This window comes from Pelagerythrobacter marensis (assembly GCF_036700095.1).
GTDB lineage: Bacteria > Pseudomonadota > Alphaproteobacteria > Sphingomonadales > Sphingomonadaceae > Pelagerythrobacter > Pelagerythrobacter marensis_A.
Genome location: NZ_CP144918.1, coordinates 1,494,327 through 1,513,546 on the forward strand (window position 1 = coordinate 1,494,327; position 19,220 = coordinate 1,513,546).

16 protein-coding genes are annotated in these 19,220 nt (G+C 68.4%); all 16 read left to right on the plus strand.

Annotated features, from left to right (window positions below; translation table 11 throughout):
- Window positions 1-276: 276 nt before the first annotated feature.
- The 16 genes from V5F89_RS06965 (at window position 277) to ftsZ (ending at window position 19,213) form a co-directional block, all read left to right on the plus strand.
- On the plus strand, window positions 277-822 hold the full coding sequence (locus V5F89_RS06965) for a division/cell wall cluster transcriptional repressor MraZ (RefSeq protein ID WP_338444945.1): 546 nt from the start codon (window positions 277-279) through the stop codon (window positions 820-822).
- The gene (gene rsmH, locus V5F89_RS06970) at window positions 819-1,766 is read left to right on the plus strand and encodes a 16S rRNA (cytosine(1402)-N(4))-methyltransferase RsmH (RefSeq protein WP_338444946.1); all 948 of its coding nucleotides are present in this window, start codon (window positions 819-821) and stop codon (window positions 1,764-1,766) included. The genes V5F89_RS06965 and rsmH overlap by 4 nt, the downstream gene beginning before the upstream one ends.
- Complete coding sequence (locus tag V5F89_RS06975) at window positions 1,766-2,275, plus strand: hypothetical protein (protein WP_338444947.1); 510 nt, start codon at window positions 1,766-1,768, stop codon at window positions 2,273-2,275. The genes rsmH and V5F89_RS06975 overlap by 1 nt, the downstream gene beginning before the upstream one ends.
- A complete protein-coding gene (locus V5F89_RS06980) occupies window positions 2,272-3,993 on the plus strand; it encodes a penicillin-binding protein 2 (protein WP_338444948.1) in 1,722 nt (573 codons plus the stop codon). Before V5F89_RS06975 ends, V5F89_RS06980 begins: the two co-directional genes overlap by 4 nt.
- The gene (locus tag V5F89_RS06985; protein ID WP_338444949.1) at window positions 3,990-5,462 is read left to right on the plus strand and encodes a UDP-N-acetylmuramoyl-L-alanyl-D-glutamate--2,6-diaminopimelate ligase; all 1,473 of its coding nucleotides are present in this window, start codon (window positions 3,990-3,992) and stop codon (window positions 5,460-5,462) included. The genes V5F89_RS06980 and V5F89_RS06985 overlap by 4 nt, the downstream gene beginning before the upstream one ends.
- Window positions 5,459-6,931: a UDP-N-acetylmuramoyl-tripeptide--D-alanyl-D-alanine ligase gene (locus tag V5F89_RS06990; RefSeq protein WP_338444950.1), complete on the plus strand. Its 1,473-nt coding sequence runs from the start codon at window positions 5,459-5,461 to the stop codon at window positions 6,929-6,931. The genes V5F89_RS06985 and V5F89_RS06990 overlap by 4 nt, the downstream gene beginning before the upstream one ends.
- Window positions 6,932-8,002 (plus strand): phospho-N-acetylmuramoyl-pentapeptide-transferase, encoded by a 1,071-nt coding sequence (mraY, locus tag V5F89_RS06995; RefSeq protein WP_338444951.1) that lies wholly within the window; start codon window positions 6,932-6,934, stop codon window positions 8,000-8,002.
- The gene (gene murD, locus V5F89_RS07000; RefSeq protein WP_338444952.1) at window positions 7,999-9,375 is read left to right on the plus strand and encodes a UDP-N-acetylmuramoyl-L-alanine--D-glutamate ligase; all 1,377 of its coding nucleotides are present in this window, start codon (window positions 7,999-8,001) and stop codon (window positions 9,373-9,375) included. Before mraY ends, murD begins: the two co-directional genes overlap by 4 nt.
- Window positions 9,372-10,598: a putative peptidoglycan glycosyltransferase FtsW gene (locus V5F89_RS07005; RefSeq protein WP_338444953.1), complete on the plus strand. Its 1,227-nt coding sequence runs from the start codon at window positions 9,372-9,374 to the stop codon at window positions 10,596-10,598. Before murD ends, V5F89_RS07005 begins: the two co-directional genes overlap by 4 nt.
- Complete coding sequence (gene murG, locus V5F89_RS07010) at window positions 10,595-11,806, plus strand: undecaprenyldiphospho-muramoylpentapeptide beta-N-acetylglucosaminyltransferase (protein ID WP_338444954.1); 1,212 nt, start codon at window positions 10,595-10,597, stop codon at window positions 11,804-11,806. The genes V5F89_RS07005 and murG overlap by 4 nt, the downstream gene beginning before the upstream one ends.
- On the plus strand, window positions 11,803-13,224 hold the full coding sequence (murC, locus tag V5F89_RS07015) for a UDP-N-acetylmuramate--L-alanine ligase (RefSeq protein WP_338444955.1): 1,422 nt from the start codon (window positions 11,803-11,805) through the stop codon (window positions 13,222-13,224). Before murG ends, murC begins: the two co-directional genes overlap by 4 nt.
- Before the next feature lie 38 nt (window positions 13,225-13,262).
- Window positions 13,263-14,189 carry a UDP-N-acetylmuramate dehydrogenase gene (gene murB, locus V5F89_RS07020; RefSeq protein WP_338447533.1) on the plus strand — a complete coding sequence of 309 codons (927 nt, stop codon included), beginning with the start codon at window positions 13,263-13,265 and terminating at the stop codon, window positions 14,187-14,189.
- Between the two features lie 52 nt (window positions 14,190-14,241).
- Entirely contained in the window at window positions 14,242-15,216 is a 975-nt protein-coding gene (locus V5F89_RS07025) for a D-alanine--D-alanine ligase (protein WP_425334338.1), read from the plus strand.
- Window positions 15,203-16,108: a cell division protein FtsQ/DivIB gene (locus tag V5F89_RS07030; RefSeq protein WP_338444957.1), complete on the plus strand. Its 906-nt coding sequence runs from the start codon at window positions 15,203-15,205 to the stop codon at window positions 16,106-16,108. Before V5F89_RS07025 ends, V5F89_RS07030 begins: the two co-directional genes overlap by 14 nt.
- A complete protein-coding gene (ftsA, locus tag V5F89_RS07035; protein ID WP_338444958.1) occupies window positions 16,109-17,389 on the plus strand; it encodes a cell division protein FtsA in 1,281 nt (426 codons plus the stop codon).
- Window positions 17,390-17,512: 123 nt separating this feature from the next.
- Complete coding sequence (gene ftsZ, locus V5F89_RS07040; RefSeq protein WP_338444959.1) at window positions 17,513-19,213, plus strand: cell division protein FtsZ; 1,701 nt, start codon at window positions 17,513-17,515, stop codon at window positions 19,211-19,213.
- Window positions 19,214-19,220 lie beyond the last annotated feature (7 nt).

Genomic DNA, 19,220 nt, shown 5'->3' on the forward strand with positions numbered 1-19,220 from the left:
TCTCAATCGGGGATTTTTGGGGATCGCACCGCATCCTGCGCGGTAAATGCGCGATATTGCGCAGGTTTTTGGCGCTCGAAACAAGATTTGAGGTCCATAAATATGACATAAAAACAATATGTTATATCTCAATCCCCTGTAATCCCCTAATTTTCCCTTCCTTCCCGGCTTTCTCCGGGGTAGGAATGTCTTCCATCGGACAGGTCATTTCGCGTCGCGCCCCGATTCGCGGGGGCGAACCGCACTCGTTTGCGCGATTGCGGCGGCGCGGAAGGCGTGGCCGGACGAACAACCCTGGGGCGATTGAGGGCGGGCCTGGTGCCGGAGGCGCAGAACTTCACAGGATTTAGCGGTCAGGCCTTTTCGCTGCTCGGCGAAAAGGGGCGCTACGTCCTGCCGCCCGCTTTCCGCAACCTGGTGAAGGAATCGAGCGACGGCCGGATCCTGTGCATCGACAAGCATCCCAAGCTGACGTGCCTGGTCGGTTTCGGCCTCTCGCGTCACGACGAGCTGGAGGCGCAGCTCGACCGCGAGGAAGACCTGGCATGGAGGCGCCAGCAGGATTTCGACCGCGATACCCGCGCAGCGCAGCTTTTCGGCTACCTCAGGGTGCCGTTCGACGACAGCGGGCGTTTCATCATGCCGCCGCACCTCGTCCGGCTGGGGAAGATCGAGGACCAGCTCTATTTCCACGGGCTGGGCCGTTTCTTCACGATCTGGAATCCCGTCGAACTCTCCCGCATGAGCGACGACTGGGCCGGCGCGAAAGAGGCCTGTGCCGACTTCGTGGCCGAGCACAAGGCGAAGGCGAAACGCAAATGAGCGGATCGCAGGACACTCCGCACGTTCCCGTGCTGCTCGACGAAGTTCTGGCCGCGCTCGCCCCGCGGCCCGGATCGGTCATGGTCGATGCCACGTTCGGCGCCGGCGGCTATACCCGCGCGCTGCTCGACGCCGGGGCGACCGTGCACGCTTTCGACCGCGACCCGGATGCGATCGCGGCAGGCAGCACCTGGCCCGAAACGCGCGAGCAGCCGCCCCGCCTCGTGCTTCATCCGCGGCGCTTTTCCGAGATGGTCGCGGCGCTTGCCGAAGTGGGCGTGGCCCGCGTCGACGGGGTGGCGATGGATATCGGCGTGTCGTCGATGCAGCTCGACCAGGCCGAGCGGGGGTTCGCCTTCTCCGTCGACGGTCCGCTCGACATGACGATGGGGCGCACCCGGCCGAACGCAGCCGATTTCGTCAACGAGGCCGACGAAAGCACGATCGCCGACGTGCTCTATCGCTATGGCGAGGAGCGGCAGTCGCGCCGGGTCGCGCGCGCGATCGTCGCCGCGCGTCCGCTGGAAACGACCGGCGATCTCGCGCGCGTCGTGCGCAAGGCGCTCGGCTATCGCCCCGGCGCGCCGAAAGACCCCGCCACGCGCAGCTTCCAGGCGATCCGGATTCACGTGAATGCCGAGCTGGAGGAGCTTGCCGCCGGGCTTTCGGCGGCCGAGACGCTGCTGCGCGAAGGCGGCCGGCTGGCGGTGGTCAGCTTCCACAGCCTGGAAGACCGGATCGTCAAGCGCTTCCTGCGCGAAGCCTCGGCAAAGACCGGCGGTTCGCGGCATTTGCCCCTGGCCGAAAGCGCTCCTGCGCTATTCACCCGCGTTTCGAAGGGGATCCGCCCGTCCGAAGCGGAAACCGCGCGCAATCCGCGCGCGCGTTCGGCCACTTTGCGCCATGCCGTGCGGACCGCCGCGCCGGCGCGGGAGGCGGCGTGATGATCGGGGGGAGCCGCCTTCGCCAGATCGGCTGGGCCGTCGTTCTGGGCGTGTGCATGGCCGCATTCGTGGTCCTGACCTTCCGGGTGAATGCGGTGAAGAGCCAGGTGCGCCTGGCCGAGCGGCAGATCGTGGCGCTCGAGCGCGAGAAGCTGATGCTGGAAACCGAATTCGAAACCCGGGCCAACCAGCGGCAGCTTGCCGAGTGGAACCGGGTGGAGTTCGGTTATCAGGCCCCCCGGTCCGACCAGTATCTCGACAGCGAACGCCAACTTGCCGCGCTCGGCCTCCCGCGGGCGCTGGATGCGCCCGATCCGATCCGCGTCGCCCGCGCGCCCCGGTCGGAAGAGATCGAGCTGGCGGCGATGGTATCGCCGCTTGCCGGAAAGCCGGCGCGGACGGACGGGGAGGGCGAGAAGCGGCAGGAAATGGCCGCGCCGCGGTCGTTGGCGGAACGTCTTTCGGATGGAACGCGGCTGGGCGCGAGCCTCGCAGAGGTCGCCGAATGAATGCGCTGAGCATCAGCACGGCGATCTCGACCGGCCGCGTCAACCTCATCACCAGCCGCCAGCGCTCGCTCACCGTCGCGCGCTGGCGTGTCTTGTGGCTGGCGCTGGTGTTCGCTGCGGTGGCGGCGGCCGCGCTCGTGCGGATCGGGGTGCTCGGGGTCAGCGACGGCCCGGCGACGGTCGCCTCGCTGGAAGAGGCGCTGCTTCCGCCGCGCGGCGAGATTACCGATCGCAACGGGGTCCCGCTGGCGCGCGCTTTCCCCGCCTACGCCCTGTGGTACAATCCCGACGCGCTGGGCGAAGACGGCTCGCCGCTGGTCAAGAGCGCGGCCGAGGTCGCGGCCGAACTGGCGGCCATCTTCCCCGACCTCGACCAGGCCGAAGTGGCGCAGCAGCTTGCCGCGGGCCGGCCGGGCTATATCCGGCGGCGCGTGCTGCCCGAGGATGCCAATCGCGTCCAGGCGATCGGCGAACTGGCGCTGGAAATGCCGCAGGAAACCGATCGCTACTACCCGCAAGGATCGATGGGCGCCCACGTGCTCGGTTATGTCGATGCCGAGGGGCGGGGGCAGGTCGGCATGGAGCGGGTGCTGAACGAACGCCTGACCGATCCGGCGCGCCGCAGCAAGCCCGTGGCGCTGTCGATCGACATGCGCGTGCAAGGCGCGCTGGAGGATGAACTGCGTCGCGGCATGCTGGCGGTCAACGCGCTCGGCGCGGCCGGGATCGTGCTCGACGTCGATACCGGCGAAGTCATGGCGCTTGCCTCCCTGCCCGAATTCAACCCGAACAAGATCGACGCCGAAGGCGAAAAGTACATGTTCAACCGGGTGACCAACCAGGTCTACGAACTCGGTTCCACATTCAAGCCGCTGACGGTCGCCGCCGCGATCGATGCCGGGGTGGTGCGCGACTTCGGACGCCGCTATAATGCCGAACCGATCGCTATCGGACGTTTCACCATCAGGGACAGCCACCCGCTGGGCGCCACGTTGAACGTGCCCGAAACGCTGATCCATTCCTCCAACACCGTGACCGCGCGCATTGCCGACGAACTGGGACCGGCGAAGATGCGTCAGACGATGATCGATCTCGGCATGAACGAGCGCCCCTATATCGAACTGCCGGCACGCGGCCATCCGATCTGGCCCGGCGATAACTGGCCGCGGCTGCGCAACATGACCGTCAGCTACGGCCATGGCATCGCGGTCACCCCGCTTCACCTCGCAAGCGCCTATGCCGCGATGGTCAACGGGGGCGTGTGGCGGCCGGCGACCCTGCGCCGGCTGGAGCCGGGCGAGGCGCCCCGCGGCCGGCGCGTGTTCAAGGCATCGACCAGCGCGCGCATGCGCCAGCTGCTGCGAATGATCGCCGTCTACGGCACCGGGCGCAATGCCAATGCCGCGGGCTATCGCGTGGGCGGCAAGACCGGGTCGGCGGAGAAGCCGGGCGCAGGCGGCTATCGGCGCTCCACCCTCGTTTCGACTTTCGCGGCGGCGTTCCCGATGGATCGCCCGCGCTATGTCGTCATCGCCATGCTGGACGAGCCCAAGGGCACGACCGCCAGTTCGTTCCAGCGCACGGCGGCCTGGAACGCCGCGCCGATCGTGGGCAACCTCGTGCCCCGGATCGGGCCGCTGCTGGGGGTCCGCCCGGACGACGCCCGCGATGTCGATATCAGCGATCTCCGGCCGCTTATCGGGGGGATCGACAAGTGAGGCTGGGCAAGCTCGCGGCCGCCGCAGGCGTCGTGCTGGACGGCGATCCCGATCTGCAGGTGACGGGATTTGCGATCGATCACCGCAAGGTGGCCCCGGGGACCGTGTTCGGGGCGTTCCGCGGGGCCGCGTTCAACGGCGAGGATTTCATCCCCGCGGCGATTGCCGCCGGGGCGGTCGCGGTCGTGACGCGGCCCGAAGTGGCGGTGGCAGGCGCGGTCCATGTCGCCGATGCCGAACCGCGCCGCGCCTTCGCCCGGCTCGCGGCGCGATTCTTCACACCCGTCCCGCCGACCGTCGTTGCGGTAACGGGGACCAACGGCAAGACCTCGACCGTGGAGATGGCGCGCCAGCTGTGGCGCATGGCAGGCGAACGCGCGGCTTCGATTGGGACGCTGGGGGTCACGACGTCGGACGAGAGCATCTCGACCGGGCTCACCACGCCCGACATCGTCACCTTCCTCGCCAACATGAGCGGGCTGGCGCGCGAGGGGGTGACCCATGTCGCCTACGAAGCGTCCAGCCACGGCCTTTCGCAGTACCGCAACGAAGGGCTGCACGTTTCGGCGGCGGCGTTCACCAACTTCAGCCGCGATCATCTCGATTACCACGGCAGCATGGAAGAATACTTCGCGGCGAAGATGCGGCTGATCGACGAGGTGGTTGCGGACAGTGCGACCGTGGTGGTCTGGGCCGACGCTGGCGAGTGGGCCGGCCTGGCCGCCGAACACGCGCACAAGCGGCATCTGCGCGTGTTCACGGTGGGCGAGCATGGCGATGACATTCGCCTGCTCGCCCGTACGCCGACTCAACTGGGGCAGGACCTGACCGTCGTTCACGAAGGGGCGCAGCGCACGATCCGCCTGCCCTTGATCGGCGCCTATCAGGCCGCCAACGCGCTGGTGGCTGCCGGCCTGGTTCTCGCCACCGGCGGCGAAGCGGGCGCCACGCTGGACAATCTTTCCCGGCTACAGCCGGTGCGCGGGCGGCTGGAGCGCGCGGCGATCGCGCCGACGGGCGCCCCCGTCTATGTCGATTACGCCCACACCGCCGATGCGCTCGAAGCCGCGATCGCGGCCCTGCGGCCCCATTGCGCGGGCCGCCTGATCGTCGTCTTCGGCGCGGGCGGGGATCGCGACGCGGGCAAGCGCGCGGCCATGGGCGAAGTTGCCGGCAGAGGGGCCGATGCGGTTATCGTCACCGACGACAATCCGCGCGGAGAGGATCCGGCGGCCATTCGCCGCGCGGTTCTGGCCGGTGCCGATGGTGCGCGGGAAATCGGCGACCGCCGCGCTGCGATAGGCGCGGCGATCGCGATGGCCGGTGCGGACGACATCGTGCTGGTGGCGGGCAAGGGTCACGAACAGGGCCAGATCATCGGAACGGGAGAAAACATGCGCGTATTGCCGTTCGACGATGTCGCCGTGGCGCGCGAATGCGCGGGCGGTACGCAGGGAGGCGCGGCATGAACGCCCATCGCGCATTGCGCGCCTGGCCCGTTCGCCCGCGCGACCGCATGGGCCTGGCGCTGTGGGATGCGCCGGCGCTGGCGCAGGCGATGGGCGGCACGCACAGCGGCCCGTTCCAGGTCTCCGGCGTGGAGATCGATTCGCGCGATGTCCGCTCGGGCGACCTGTTCTTCGCGCTCAAGGGGGAAAGCACCGACGGCCATCGCTTTATCGACAAGGCTTTCGCCAACGGCGCGGCCGCGGCGGTGGTGGACCGCCCGGTCGACTGGCCGCATATCCTGGTGGCCGATACCAATGCCGCGCTCGATGCGCTCGCTTCGGCGGCGCGCACGCGTTCGGCAGCGACGCGTATCGGCGTCACCGGCTCGGTCGGCAAGACCGGCGTGAAGGAAGCGATCTTTGCCGCGCTCGACCGTGCCAGCCGCGGGCAGGCGCATCGTTCGGTGCGCAGCTACAACAATCACGTCGGGGTGCCGCTCAGCCTGGCACGGATGCCCGCGCGCAGCCGCTTCGGCGTGTTCGAGATGGGGATGAACCACGCCGGCGAGATCGCCGCGCTGACCGGGCAGGTTCGGCCCCATGTGGCGGTCGTGACCGCGATCGCGCCCGCGCACATCGAAAACCTCGGTAGCGAAGAGGCGATCGCGGACGCCAAGGCGGAGATCTTCGCCGGCCTCGAACCCGGCGGGTTTGCCGTCATTCCGGCGGATTCGCCGCATTACGAGCGCCTGCGCGACCGCGCGCTGGCAGTCGGTGCGAAAGTGCTTTCGTTCGGCCGCGCGGCCCATGCCGACGTGCGCCTGCTCGACGCGATCCCCTCCGCGAACGGGGGCGCCCTGGTGACCGCGGATTTCGGCGACACGCGGCTGTGCTATTCGGTGGCGGAACCGGGTGAGCACTGGATCGCGAATTCGCTCTGCGTCATGGCGGCGGTGCGTGCGGCGGGGGGCGATCTCGCGTCCGCCGGGATCGCGCTGGCGGAAATGGGCGGGCTGAAAGGGCGCGGCGCGCGGCACCGGATCGCCGCGAGCGGCGGCCACGCCCTGCTGATCGACGAAAGCTACAACGCCAATCCCGCATCGATGCGCGCGACACTGCATCAGCTCGGCCAGACGCCCGCCGCGCGGCGCATCGCGGTGCTCGGTAGCATGAAGGAACTGGGCGATTTCGCCCCGGCATTCCACGCCCAGCTGGCCGAGCCGCTGGCGGAGGGGAAGGTCGATCACGCGGTGCTGGTCGGCGAAGAGATGCGCGCGCTGGCACGGGACTTGGGGAAAGGCGCGGGTAATGCGCTTGCGGGCGGGCTGACCTTCGCCCATTGCGATGGGCCTGCCGAAGCGATCGCGGCGCTCGAGGAATTCGGCATCGCGGCGGGCGATGCGATCCTGGTCAAGGGCTCCAATTCGGTCGGGCTGGGCAGGCTGGTGACACATTTCGCCTCCAGGAATGCTGGGGGCCGGGAAGGCTGAATGCTTTACCTTATCGCCGAATGGCTGGGTTTCGAAGGCGCTCTCAATCTCGTCCGCTATCAGACGTTCCGCGCCGGGGCGACGCTGATGACGGCGCTGTTGATCGGCCTGCTGATCGGCCCGCGCTTCATCAACATGCTGCGCGTGCGGCAGGGCAAGGGGCAGCCGATCCGCGAAGACGGGCCGCAGACCCACTTCGCCAAGCGCGGGACGCCGACGATGGGCGGGCTGATGATCCTCGCCTCGCTGCTGATCGCCATGCTGCTGTGGATGGATCTGCGTAATCCCTTCGTCTGGGCCTGCCTGGCAGTGACGGCCGGGTTCGGCACGATCGGATTTCTCGACGATTACGACAAGATCACGAAGGCCAGCCATCGCGGCGTTTCGGGCAAAGTGCGCCTCCTGCTCGAATTCGCGGTCGCCGGCGTCGCCGCATGGATCGTCGTGGGGCAGATCAACACGTTCCTCTACGTCCCGTTCTTCAACAACCTGGGGTTCGAACTCGGCTGGTTCTACTACGTCTTCGCCGCCGTGGTGATCGTGGGCGCGGGCAATGCGGTCAATCTGACCGACGGGCTGGACGGGCTGGCGATCATGCCGGTGATTATCGCGGCGGGCACTTTTGCCCTGATCGCCTACCTCGTCGGCCGGGTCGACTATTCTGCCTATCTGGGCATTCCGCACGTTGCCGGCGCCGGCGAGCTGGCGATTTTCTGCGCCGCGATCATGGGGGCAGGGCTTGCGTTCCTGTGGTTCAACGCGCCGCCGGCGGCCGTGTTCATGGGCGATACCGGCAGCCTCGCGCTCGGCGGCGCGCTGGGCGCGATCGCGGTTGCCAGCCACCACGAAATCGTGCTCGCTATCGTCGGTGGCCTGTTCGTGGCAGAGGCGCTGTCGGTGATCATCCAGGTGTTCTGGTTCAAGCGCACGGGCAAGCGGATTTTCCGCATGGCCCCGATCCACCATCATTTCGAACAGCTCGGCTGGAGCGAGAGCAAGGTCGTGATCCGGTTCTGGATCATCTCGATCGTGCTCGCGCTGATGGGCCTGGCGACGCTGAAGCTGCGATGATCGTCTCGCCGGCCTTCTCCGGCAAGCGCTTTGCCGTCCTCGGCCTCGCCCGATCGGGTCTGGCCGCGGCGGAAACCCTGCTGGCGAGCGGGGCGGAAGTGGTCGCGTGGGACCGGCAGGATGTCGCGCGCGAGAAGCTGGCGGGCCGCGCGCGTCTGGCCGATCCGCTGGAGCTGGATCTGACCGGGTTCGACGGGATCGTCGCTTCGCCCGGCGTGCCGCTCAACACGCATCCGATTGCCGAGCGTGCGCGGCGTTTCGGGGTGCCGGTGATCGGCGATATCGAACTGTTCGCGCAGGCGCGCGCCGCTTTGGCGCCGCACAAGGTGATCGGCATCACCGGTACGAACGGGAAATCGACCACGACGGCGCTGGTCCACCATATCCTCGAAAGCGCGGGGATTCCGGCGCGCATGGGGGGCAATATCGGCCTGCCGATCCTGGCGCAGGAGCCGCTGCCGCAAGGCGGGACCTATGTGCTCGAACTCTCGAGCTACCAGATCGACCTGACCCGCTCGCTGGCCTGCGAGGCGGCGGCCCTGATCAATATCACGCCGGATCATCTCGACCGATACGATGATTTCGCGGCCTATGCCGCGTCGAAGGCGCGCCTGCTGGCGATGCAGACGCCCGACCAGTTCGCCGTCTTCGGCTGCGCCGATGCGCCGACCGAGGCGGTTTGCGCCGCCGAACGGGCGCGGCGCGCAGCCGGGCGCGCGATCTGTGCGGATCGTGCCGGCCTGGCGGAGCGGCAGGCGGAATGGCCAGCGCTCCAGGGGCCGCACAATCTCGAGAACGCTGCGGTCGCTGCGGCGCTGTGTGCCGAGCTGGGCGTCGACCGGGACGAGATTCGCGCCGCGATGGCCAGCTTTCGCGGCTTGCCGCACCGGATGGAAGTGGTCGCCGAACATCGCGGCGTCCTGTTCGTCAATGACAGCAAGGCGACCAACCAGGCTTCCACCGCCCCCGCGCTCGCGGCCTATCCGCCCGAACCCGGGGCGGCGGGCGGCGCACGCCCCCGGGTGCACTGGATCGTCGGCGGGTTGCCGAAAGAAGACGGGCTGGGCGAATGCGAGGCGCATCTGGGCAATGTCGCCGCCGCCTATACCATCGGCGAGGCCGGACCCCGCTTTGCCGAACTGCTGAGCGGGCAAGTGCGGGTGGAGCGGGCCGAGCTGATGTGCCAGGCGCTGCGCCTTGCCTATGCCGCTGCGCGGCCCGGCGACGTCGTCCTGCTTTCGCCCGCCTGCGCCAGTTTCGATCAGTTCCGCGATTACGAGAAGCGGGGCGAATATTTTCGCGAGATCGTGGCCATGTTGATCGGCGAGCCGGCGCGGCCGGACGAATCGTTTTCGGGGAAATCGGCGGCATGAGCGCGACCCAGCCCTATATCCCGCGCGCGGGCGAACGCGGCCCGCGGCAGGACCGTTTCCGCACCTCCCGCCGTGCGGAACTGAAGATCTGGTGGCGCGAGATCGACCGTGTGTTGCTGTTCCTGATCCTCGCCCTGATGGCGGTGGGCGCCGCCGCCGTGGCCGCGGCATCGCCGGCCAGCGCGCGCCGCCTGTCGACCGCGACGCAATCGCTGCCGGACCTCTATTTCTACTGGGCCCATCTGCGGTGGCAGGTCGTGGGCCTGGGCGCGATGTTCGGCGCGGCAATGCTCTCGCGCGAGAATGCGCGGCGCGTCGGCATTCTGCTGTTCGCCGGAATGTTCGCGATGCTGATGCTGGTGCCGCTTGCCGGGTTCGAGGTGAACGGCGCGAAACGATGGATCGACGTGGGATTTTCCTTCCAGCCGTCGGAATTTCTGAAACCCGGATTCGCGATTACCCTGGCCTGGATCATCGCCTGGCGCACGCGCGATCCCAATATTCCGGTGCTGACGATCGTCACCGGCATCATGGCGGCGGTGGGCTTTATGCTGATGCTTCAGCCCAATCTGGGCGACACGGTTCTGTTCGCGGGCGTATGGTTCGCGCTGATCGTCCTGTCCGGCGTTTCGACCCGGCGGTTGGGCGCGGTGATCGGTGCGGGCGTGGCGACCGCGGTTCTGATCTACCTGTTCTACGAAAACGGCCGCAATCGGATCAACGATTTCCTCGGCGGCGGGACGGCGTTCGACCAGGTGGACCTGGCCCAGCGCACGCTTCTCGCCGGGGGATGGACCGGCAGCGGGCTGTGGCTGGGCATTCGCAAGATGAGCCTGCCCGAAGCGCATACCGACTATATCTTCTCCGTCATCGGGGAGGAATTCGGCCTGCTCGTATGCGGCGTGATCGTCCTGCTCTATCTGGCAATCGTGGTGCGCGTGCTTGTCCGCCTTGCCGATGAAGAGGACCTTTTCACCCTGCTGGCGGGGGCCGGCCTGGCGGTGCTGATCGGGGGGCAGGCCTTCATCAACATCCTCGTCAACCTGCAACTCGCCCCGTCGAAAGGGATGACGCTGCCGCTCGTGTCCTACGGCGGCTCCTCGACCATAGCGGTCTGCCTGACGGTCGGCCTTCTGCTGGCGATCACCCGGCGCAATCCCTTCCTGAAACGTGGTACGCCGGGCCTGTGGCAGCGACTTTTCGGACGGGAGGCGCAGATATGACGGGCGGAGCGAACCGGCACTACGTTCTCGCCGCCGGCGGCACCGGCGGGCATCTCATCCCCGCTTTCGCCCTGGCGACCGAACTGGAGCGGCGCGGCCACCACGTCGCGCTCATCACCGACCGGCGCGGGGCGGATATCCCCGGCAAGCCGTCGTTCCTGCCCGCACATGTCCTGCCCGCAGGCCGTTTCGGCAAGAACCCGCTGCGCTGGCCGGGCGGATTGCGTGCCGTTCTGGAAGGGCGCAAGATGGCGCTGCGCCTGTTCGAGAGTTTCGAGCCGAGCGCGGTCGTCGGGTTCGGCGGCTATCCCGCCCTGCCGGCGCTGCTGGCGGCGACATCGGCCGGAATTCCCAGCGTCGTGCACGAACAGAACGCGGTGCTCGGGCGGGTCAACCGCCTGCTCGCCGGCCGGGTCCAGGCGATCGCGACCGCCTATCCCGAAATCGCGCGCCTCAAGGGCCGCCATGCGGACAAGGTCCACCTTGTCGGCAACCCCGTGCGGGCCGAAGTCCTGACGCTGCGCGACGAGGATTTTCCGCCGCTGGCGGAGGACGGGCTGTTCAAGGTGCTCGTGACCGGGGGCAGCCAGGGCGCACGGGTGCTGAGCGAGATCGTGCCCGATGGCCTCGCCATGTTGCCCCCGGCGCTGCGTCAGCGGCTCCAGGTGACGCAGCAGTGCCGGCCGGAGGATATCGAGGCGGTCCGCGACCGTTACCGCAGCCACGACATTCCGGCCGAGCTTGGCACCTATTTCGAGGATATGGCCGCCCGCCTTGCCGATGCGCACCTGTTCATCGGCCGTGCCGGCGCGTCGACCATTGCCGAACTGACCGCCGTGGGCCGCCCGGCGATCCTGATCCCCCTGCCGATCGCGACCGACGACCATCAGGCGGCGAACACGCGCGAGGTGACGAAAGCCGGCGGCGCGCGGATGATCCGGCAGGAGAAGTTCGCGCCCAAGGAACTCGCGAAGCAGATCCAGGTCCTGGCGCAGAATCCGCAAGCGCTCGCCAATGCCGCCCATGCGGCGTGGAACTGCGGCCGGCCGGATGCGGCGAAAGACCTTGCGGACCTGGTCGAAAGTTTCGGCGGGGCGGAGATGATGGACGTCATCCGCGTCGGCGCCGGCACCGCCCGCGGCACCGCCCAGGGCGCTCCCGCCGGGCAGGGCGCGGCGCGCGACAGCCAGGGGAAAACGGCGGCATGAAGGGGGTCGCAACCGATATCGGGACGATCCATTTCGTTGGCATCGGCGGGATCGGCATGTCGGGCATTGCCGAGGTCATGCACAACCTCGGCTATTCCGTGCAGGGGTCGGACCTGGCCGAAAGCGCGACGGTCGAGCGGCTGCGCGCGCGCGGGATAAAGGTCACGATCGGACAGGCGGCCGACAACGTGGAAGGCGCCGCGGTCGTGGTCACCTCGACCGCGGTGAAGCGCACCAATCCCGAAGTCGTCGCCGCGCTGGAAAACCGCATACCCGTGGTGCGGCGGGCGGAAATGCTCGCCGAACTCATGCGGCTGAAGAACACCGTTGCGGTGGCCGGCACGCATGGGAAGACCACGACGACCAGCATGATCGCCGCGCTGCTCGATGCCGGCGGGATCGATCCGACGGTGATCAACGGCGGCATTATCGAACAGTACGGTTCGAACGCGCGCCTGGGCGACAGCGACTGGATGGTGGTGGAGGCCGACGAGAGCGACGGCAGTTTCCTGCGGCTCGACGGCACGATCGCGGTGGTGACCAATATCGATCCCGAGCACCTCGACCACTACGGCGATTTCGACGGGGTGAAGGACGCTTTCGTCGAGTTCATTCACAACGTGCCGTTCTATGGCGCGGCGATCCTGTGCATCGATCATCCCGAAGTGCAGGCGGTGACCGGCAAAGTGCGCGACCGGCGGGTCGTGACTTACGGCTTTTCGCTCCAGGCCGATGTCTGCGCGGTCAATGTCCAGCCCAACGGGGGCGGCAACCGCTTCGACGTCGTGGTTCGCCAGCGCATGGGGGAGGATCGGCGGATCGAAGGCGTCCACTTGCCGATGCCGGGCCGCCACAACGTCCAGAACGCGCTGGCGGCGATCGCGGTGGCGATCGAGATGGGGTGTTCGGACGAGACGATCTGCAACGGCTTCGGTCAGTTCGGCGGCGTGCGGCGGCGCTTCACCCGGGTCGGCGAAGTCGCCGGCGCGACCGTGATCGACGACTACGCGCACCATCCGGTGGAAATCCGGGCCGTCCTGTCCGCCGCGCGCGAGAGCGTGGCGGGCCATGTCTCCGGACGCGTGATCGCGGTCATGCAACCGCATCGCTATTCGCGCCTGAACGATCTGATGGACGACTTCCAGAACTGCTTCAACGATGCCGACCGGGTCTATGTCACCCCGGTCTATGCCGCCGGCGAAGACCCGGTTCCGGGGGTCGATGCGCAGGCGCTGGTCGCGGGCCTGAAGTCGCGCGGCCATCGTGCGGCGACGACCGTTGCCGACCAGGACGAACTGGCCCGGGCGCTGGCGGAGGACCTGGGCGAAGGCGACCTGGTCGTCTGCCTCGGCGCGGGCGACATTACCAAGTGGGCCGCGGCCCTGCCCGATGCGATACTGCGGGAGCGCGGCCGATGAGGCAGAGTTCCCCCGACTGGCCGGAGCTGGACGACGGCATGGCTCCCGATTGCGCGGTGGAGGGCGCCGTCGCCGCGCCCGTGCCGGTGGACAGCGTGCGCGGGACGCTGACGCCGAACGCGCCGCTGGCGAAGCTCGTCTGGTTTAAGACGGGCGGGGCGGCGGACTGGCTGTTCGAACCGGCCGATCTGGACGACCTGCGCGAGTTTCTCGCCCGGCTTGGCGGAGAGCTGCCGGTGATGGCACTCGGCCTCGGGTCCAATCTCATCGTGCGCGATGGGGGCGTGCCCGGGGTGGTCGTCCGCCTCGGAAAAGCCTTCGCCACGGTCGCCGACGAGGGCGAACAGGTGCTGCGCTGCGGCGGCGGGGCGAGCGGCATCTTGGTGTCCTCCACCGCGCGCGACGCGGGGATCGCCGGGCTGGAATTCCTGCGCGGCATTCCCGGCACGGTCGGTGGTTTCGTGCGCATGAACGGCGGCGCCTACGGGCGTGAAGTGGCGGACGTCTTGCTCGATTGCGAGGCGATCCTGCCCGGCGGCGAATTGGTTCATCTGCCGGCGGCGGATCTGCGCTACAGCTATCGCCACTCCGAGCTGCCCGAAGGGGCCGTGGTCGTCTCCGCCCGCCTGCAGGGCACCCCCGGCGACCCGGCGGAGATCGGCGTGGAGATGGACCGGATCGCCCGGGCGCGCGAGGAATCGCAGCCGCTGCGGACCAGGACGGGCGGCTCCACCTTCAAGAACCCGGAAGGGGACAAGGCCTGGCGGCTGGTCGACGCCGCCGGCTGCCGCGGCCTGCGCAAGGGCGGCGCGCAAGTGAGCGAGAAGCACGCCAATTTCCTCATCAACACCGGCGACGCGACGAGCGCCGATATCGAAGAGCTGGGCGAGGAAGTGCGTCGCCGCGTCTATGCCGAAACCGGGGTGATGCTCGAATGGGAAATCCAGCGGGTGGGACGGCCGTGAGTACCTGGATCTCCGGAAAGCCGCTCCCCCTTCCCCGACGGGGGAGGTGTTTGTGAGCGGGCTTCGCAGGCTCCACGTCGCCGTGCTCATGGGCGGCTGGGCGAACGAGCGGCCGGTGTCGCTGATGTCGGGCGAAGGCGTCGCCGAGGCGCTGGAGACGCGCGGGCACCGCGTGACGCGGATCGACATGGACCGCCAGGTCGCGGCGCGCATCGCAAAGGCCGCGCCCGATGTCGTGTTCAACGCGCTCCACGGCGTGCCGGGGGAGGACGGGACGGTCCAGGGTATGCTCGACCTGATGGGCGTCCCCTATACCCATTCGGGCCTCGCCACCTCGGTCATCGCGATCGACAAGGAACTGACCAAGCAGGCGCTCGTGCCCCATGGCATCCCTATGCCCGGCGGACGCATCGTGGACAGCGAGAGCCTGTTCGAAAAGGACCCGCTGCCGCGCCCCTATGTGCTCAAGCCGGTGAACGAGGGCAGCTCGGTCGGCGTCGCCATCGTCACCGAGGACGGCAACCACGGCAACCCGATCGCGCGCGATGCCGAGGGGCCGTGGCAGGAATTCGGCCGCCTGCTGGCCGAACCCTATATCCGCGGGCGCGAGCTGACCGTGGCGGTCATCGACGGGGCGGAGGGGCCGCGTGCGCTGACGGTGACCGAGCTGGTGCCGAAATCGGGTTTCTACGATTTCGATGCCAAGTATACCGAAGGCATGACCGAGCACGTCTGCCCGGCCCAGGTGCCGGACGAGATCGCGCGCCTGTGCATGGACATCGCGGTCCGCGCCCATCGCCTGCTCGGCTGCAAGGGATGTAGCCGAACCGATTTTCGGTGGGATGACGAGCAGGGGGAAGACGGGCTGTTCGTGCTGGAAACCAACACCCAGCCCGGCATGACGCCGCTCAGCCTCGTGCCCGAGCAGGCGCGCCAGTGCGGAATGAGTTACGAAGACCTCGTCGAAGCCCTCGTGGCGGAGGCCCTGGCACGGCAGGAGGAAGGAGGGAGCGGTGCCCACGGTTAATCGCAAGGCGAAAGGCGTGCGCCGCTCGACGGCGGCGAAAGGCCGCGCCCGGACGGCGCGCCGCGCGCGCGCCAGGACCGGTTCGCTGTTCGATTCGGCGATGGCGGCGCTGCCTTTCACCGACGAGCAGCTGCACCGCATATTCCTGGTCGCCATTCTGGGCGCCGCGGCCGCGCTCGCCTGGTTCGTCGCCAGCCTGGCCGGAGTGCCCGCGCTGGCGCAGCAGCAGATCGCATCGTTCGCCGCCGATGCCGGGTTCGAGGTCCGCAAGGTCCGCGTTACCGGCGTCGAGCGGATGAACGAACTCAAGGTCTACGAGCGGGCCCTGGCGCGCCGCGACCGCCCGATGCCGCTGGTGGACCTCGAGGCGCTGCGGGCCGAACTGCTCGAACTCTCGTGGGTCGAGGATGCGCGGGTTTCGCGCCAGCTGCCCGACAGTCTCGTCATCGACATCGTCGAGCGCACGCCGCATGCCGTGCTGCGCAAGCCGGACCGTCTGGTCCTGATCGACAGCACCGGTGCGGAGCTGGAGCCGATTTCGCCGGCCAATGCCAAAGGGATGCTGATCGTGTCGGGGCCGGGGGCGAGCAAGCAGGTCGGCCCGCTGTCGGACCTGCTGGCCGCGGCACCGGCGATCGAACCGCAGGTGGCCGAAGCCGAATGGATCGGCAACCGGCGCTGGAACCTCACTTTCGACACCGGTCAGGTGCTCGCTCTGCCGCAGGGGGAGGACGAATCCGCCGGGGCGCTGATCGCCTTCGCGCGGCTCGACGGGGTCAATCGCCTGCTCGGCGGTAAAGTCGCGACGTTCGACATGCGCGCGCCCGATCGCATCTACATGCGCGTGCCGGGCCGCGCGGCGCAGGCCATGGCGACGCAGGAGGGCGAGTAAGTGGGCCTGCCGCGCATCACCCGGGTGTTCGGGGCGGTCAATGTCGGATCGTTTCGCATTTCCGCGATGATCATGGGCCTCTCCGAAACCGGGGAGATGATCGTCCTCGGCTCCGGCCACCGCGCCAGCCAGGGGATCAAGCGCGGCTATGTCACCGACATGGCGGCGGCGACGTATGCCATACGCGACGCGGTGGAACGGGCCGAGAAGAACGCCGGCACCAGCGTGTCGAGCGTGTGGATCGGATGCGCCGGGGCGGGGCTGGCGAGCCAGGTCGCCAAAGTCGAGATCGATATCGGCGGACGCCGGATCGAGGAGGAGGATATCGAACTCCTGCTCGTCACCGCCCGCGATTCGATCCAGCCCGACGGGCGCATGATTCTCCATGCCCAGCCTGCGCATTACACGCTCGACGGGGCGCACGGAGTGGCCAACCCCAAGGGCCTGCATGCGGAACGGCTGGGGGTCGACGTCCATGTCATGCTGGCCGACGGCGCGCCGGTCCGCAACCTGATCGAAGCGGTCCAGAACGCGCATCTCGATGTCGAGGCGGTCGTCGCCGCGCCGATCGCCGCGGGCTATTCCTGCCTCACGCATGAAGAGCGCGAGCTTGGCACCGCGCTGATCGAAATCGGCGGCGAGGTGACCAATGTTTCGCTCTATGCCGGCGGGATGCTGCTGGGCCTGCAGGCGATTCCGTTCGGCAGCACCGATATCACCGATGCGATCGCTTCCAGCTTCGGCATCCGCCGGTTTCAGGCGGAGCGGCTGAAATGCGTCGCCGGCTCGGCGATCGCCAGCCCGACCGATCATCGCGAGATGATCCCCGTCCACGGCCCGGACGAAGGATCGGCGGGGCCGGCCGCCCGCGGGGCCGACGAGAAGAATCGCATCCCGCGCGCGGAGTTGGTCTCCGTGGTTACCGAACAGCTCGCGAAGCTGACCGAAGAGATCGCGCGCGCGCTGAAGTCGATGGGCTTTTCGGGGGCGGGCGGCAGCCAGGTCGTGCTCACCGGCGGCGGCGCGGAGCTGGCCGGCATTGCCGAATTCGCGCAGGGCGCATTGGGCCGGCCGGTGCGAATCGGCAAGCCGCCAGCGCTGCGCGGCTTGCCTGAAGCACATTCCGCCGCAGGCTTCGCGACGCTGGCGGGTCTGTGCCTCTATGCGGCCGACGATCCGATCGACATTCGTTCGGTCGGTCCGAGCTATCAGCCCACGATGCGCTATTCGGGTCTGGGGCTGGTCAATCGCGTGGTCCGCGCCGTGCGCGAGTATTTCTGACGCGATGGCCGGATGCTTAACCACTGTGGATAAGCGGTTGCGCCCTATGCAACCCCGATTCGCTTTGTGTCAGACTGTGCGGTTAGTAATCGACGCGCATACCATCCCTTGGAGCGACATCCCATGAGTATCAATATCGGTCCCGCAGCATCCGACGATCCGCGCCCCCGCATTGCGGTGATCGGCGTCGGCGGCGCCGGCGGCAATGCCATTGCCAACATGATGGCGGCGAAGATCGAGGGGGTCGAGTTCATCGTCGCCAACACCGACGCGCAGGCGCTCAGCAACTCTGCCGCGCCGACGCGGATTCAGCTCGGGCCGGACATTACCGGCGGCCTGGGCGCTGGCGCCCGCGCCGAAGTGGGCAAGGCCGCGGCGGAAGAAACCGTCGCGGAGATCGAGGAGGCGCTGGACGGCGCGAACATGTGCTTCATCGCCGCCGGCATGGGGGGCGGCACCGGCACCGGCGCCGCGCCGGTCATCGCCGAGGCGGCGCGGCGGAAGGGCGTGCTCACGGTCGGCGTCGTGACCAAGCCGTTCCTGTTCGAGGGGACGCGCCGGATGCGCGCGGCCGAATCCGGGATTGTCGAGCTGCAGAAGCATGTCGATACGCTGATCGTCATCCCGAACCAGAACCTGTTCCTGATCGCGAAGGCGGAAACGACCTTCAAGGAGGCGTTCCAGCTCGCGGACGAAGTTCTGCAGCAGGGCGTCCGCTCGATCACCGACCTGATGGTCATGCCGGGCCTTATCAACCTCGACTTCGCCGATATCGAATCGGTCATGCAGGAAGCGGGCAAGGCCATGATGGGCACGGGCGAGGGCGAAGGCGAAAACCGCGCGCTGGAAGCGGCCGAGCGTGCGATCGCGAACCCGCTGCTCGACGGGGTTTCGATGCAGGGCGCCAAGGGCGTGATCATCTCGATCATCGGCGGCGAGGACATGAAGCTGCTCGAAGTGGACGAGGCGGCCAACCACATCCGCGAACTGGTGGACGAGGACGCGAACATCATCTGGGGCTCGGCCTTCAATGCGGAGCTGGACGGCAAGATCCGGGTCTCGGTCGTCGCCACCGGCATCGATGCCAATGCAGAGACGAGCGCGCCGGAAAACCGTTCGATGTCGCTCGCCGGCGCCCGCGCGCCGAAACGCCCCGTGCTCGAGCTTCCCAGCGAAGACGAGTACGAGGACGAAGGGAGCGTTTCGCCGGCCCCGCAGACCGCCGGCAATAGCGCCCCGGCCCACGCTTCGCAGGACAGCTCCCCCGCCCCGCGCTTCGACCAGGCGGAGGAGGGCGAGGACGACGATGTCGAAGATATCGTCGATCCGCTCGCCGGCCTGCGCAACGAGATTGCCGAAGCGCGCCAGGGCCCCGAATCCCGCGAAGGCGCGACCGATCCGGCCGACGATTCGGATTATGCCGCGGCCGGCGAAGGCGGCGGCTTTGCGCGCGACGAAGGACCGGCCCGGCCCGAACCGCGCGAAAGCCGGGACCCGCTCGACCGCGGCGCCGGCCGGCCCGATCGGGACAAGCCGGCGACGCAGGACGAACTCCTGCTCGATGCCGACCGCCTTGCGGAAGAGGATCGCCCGATTCAGCCGCCGCGCGTCGGCGCGGCGCGTCGGCGCGGGCTGATCACCGGCGAGGAAGGCGGTTCGACCGGGGGATCGACTCTGTTCGAACGGATGGCCAACCTTTCGCGCGGGTCCGCCGACAAGAACGGCAAGCCGCAGCCGCGCGACGAGGACGAGAGCGACAGCGACGACGACGAAGGCGGGTCGCTCAATATCCCGCGTTTCCTGGGGCGCCAGAACAACCAGTAACGCCGTC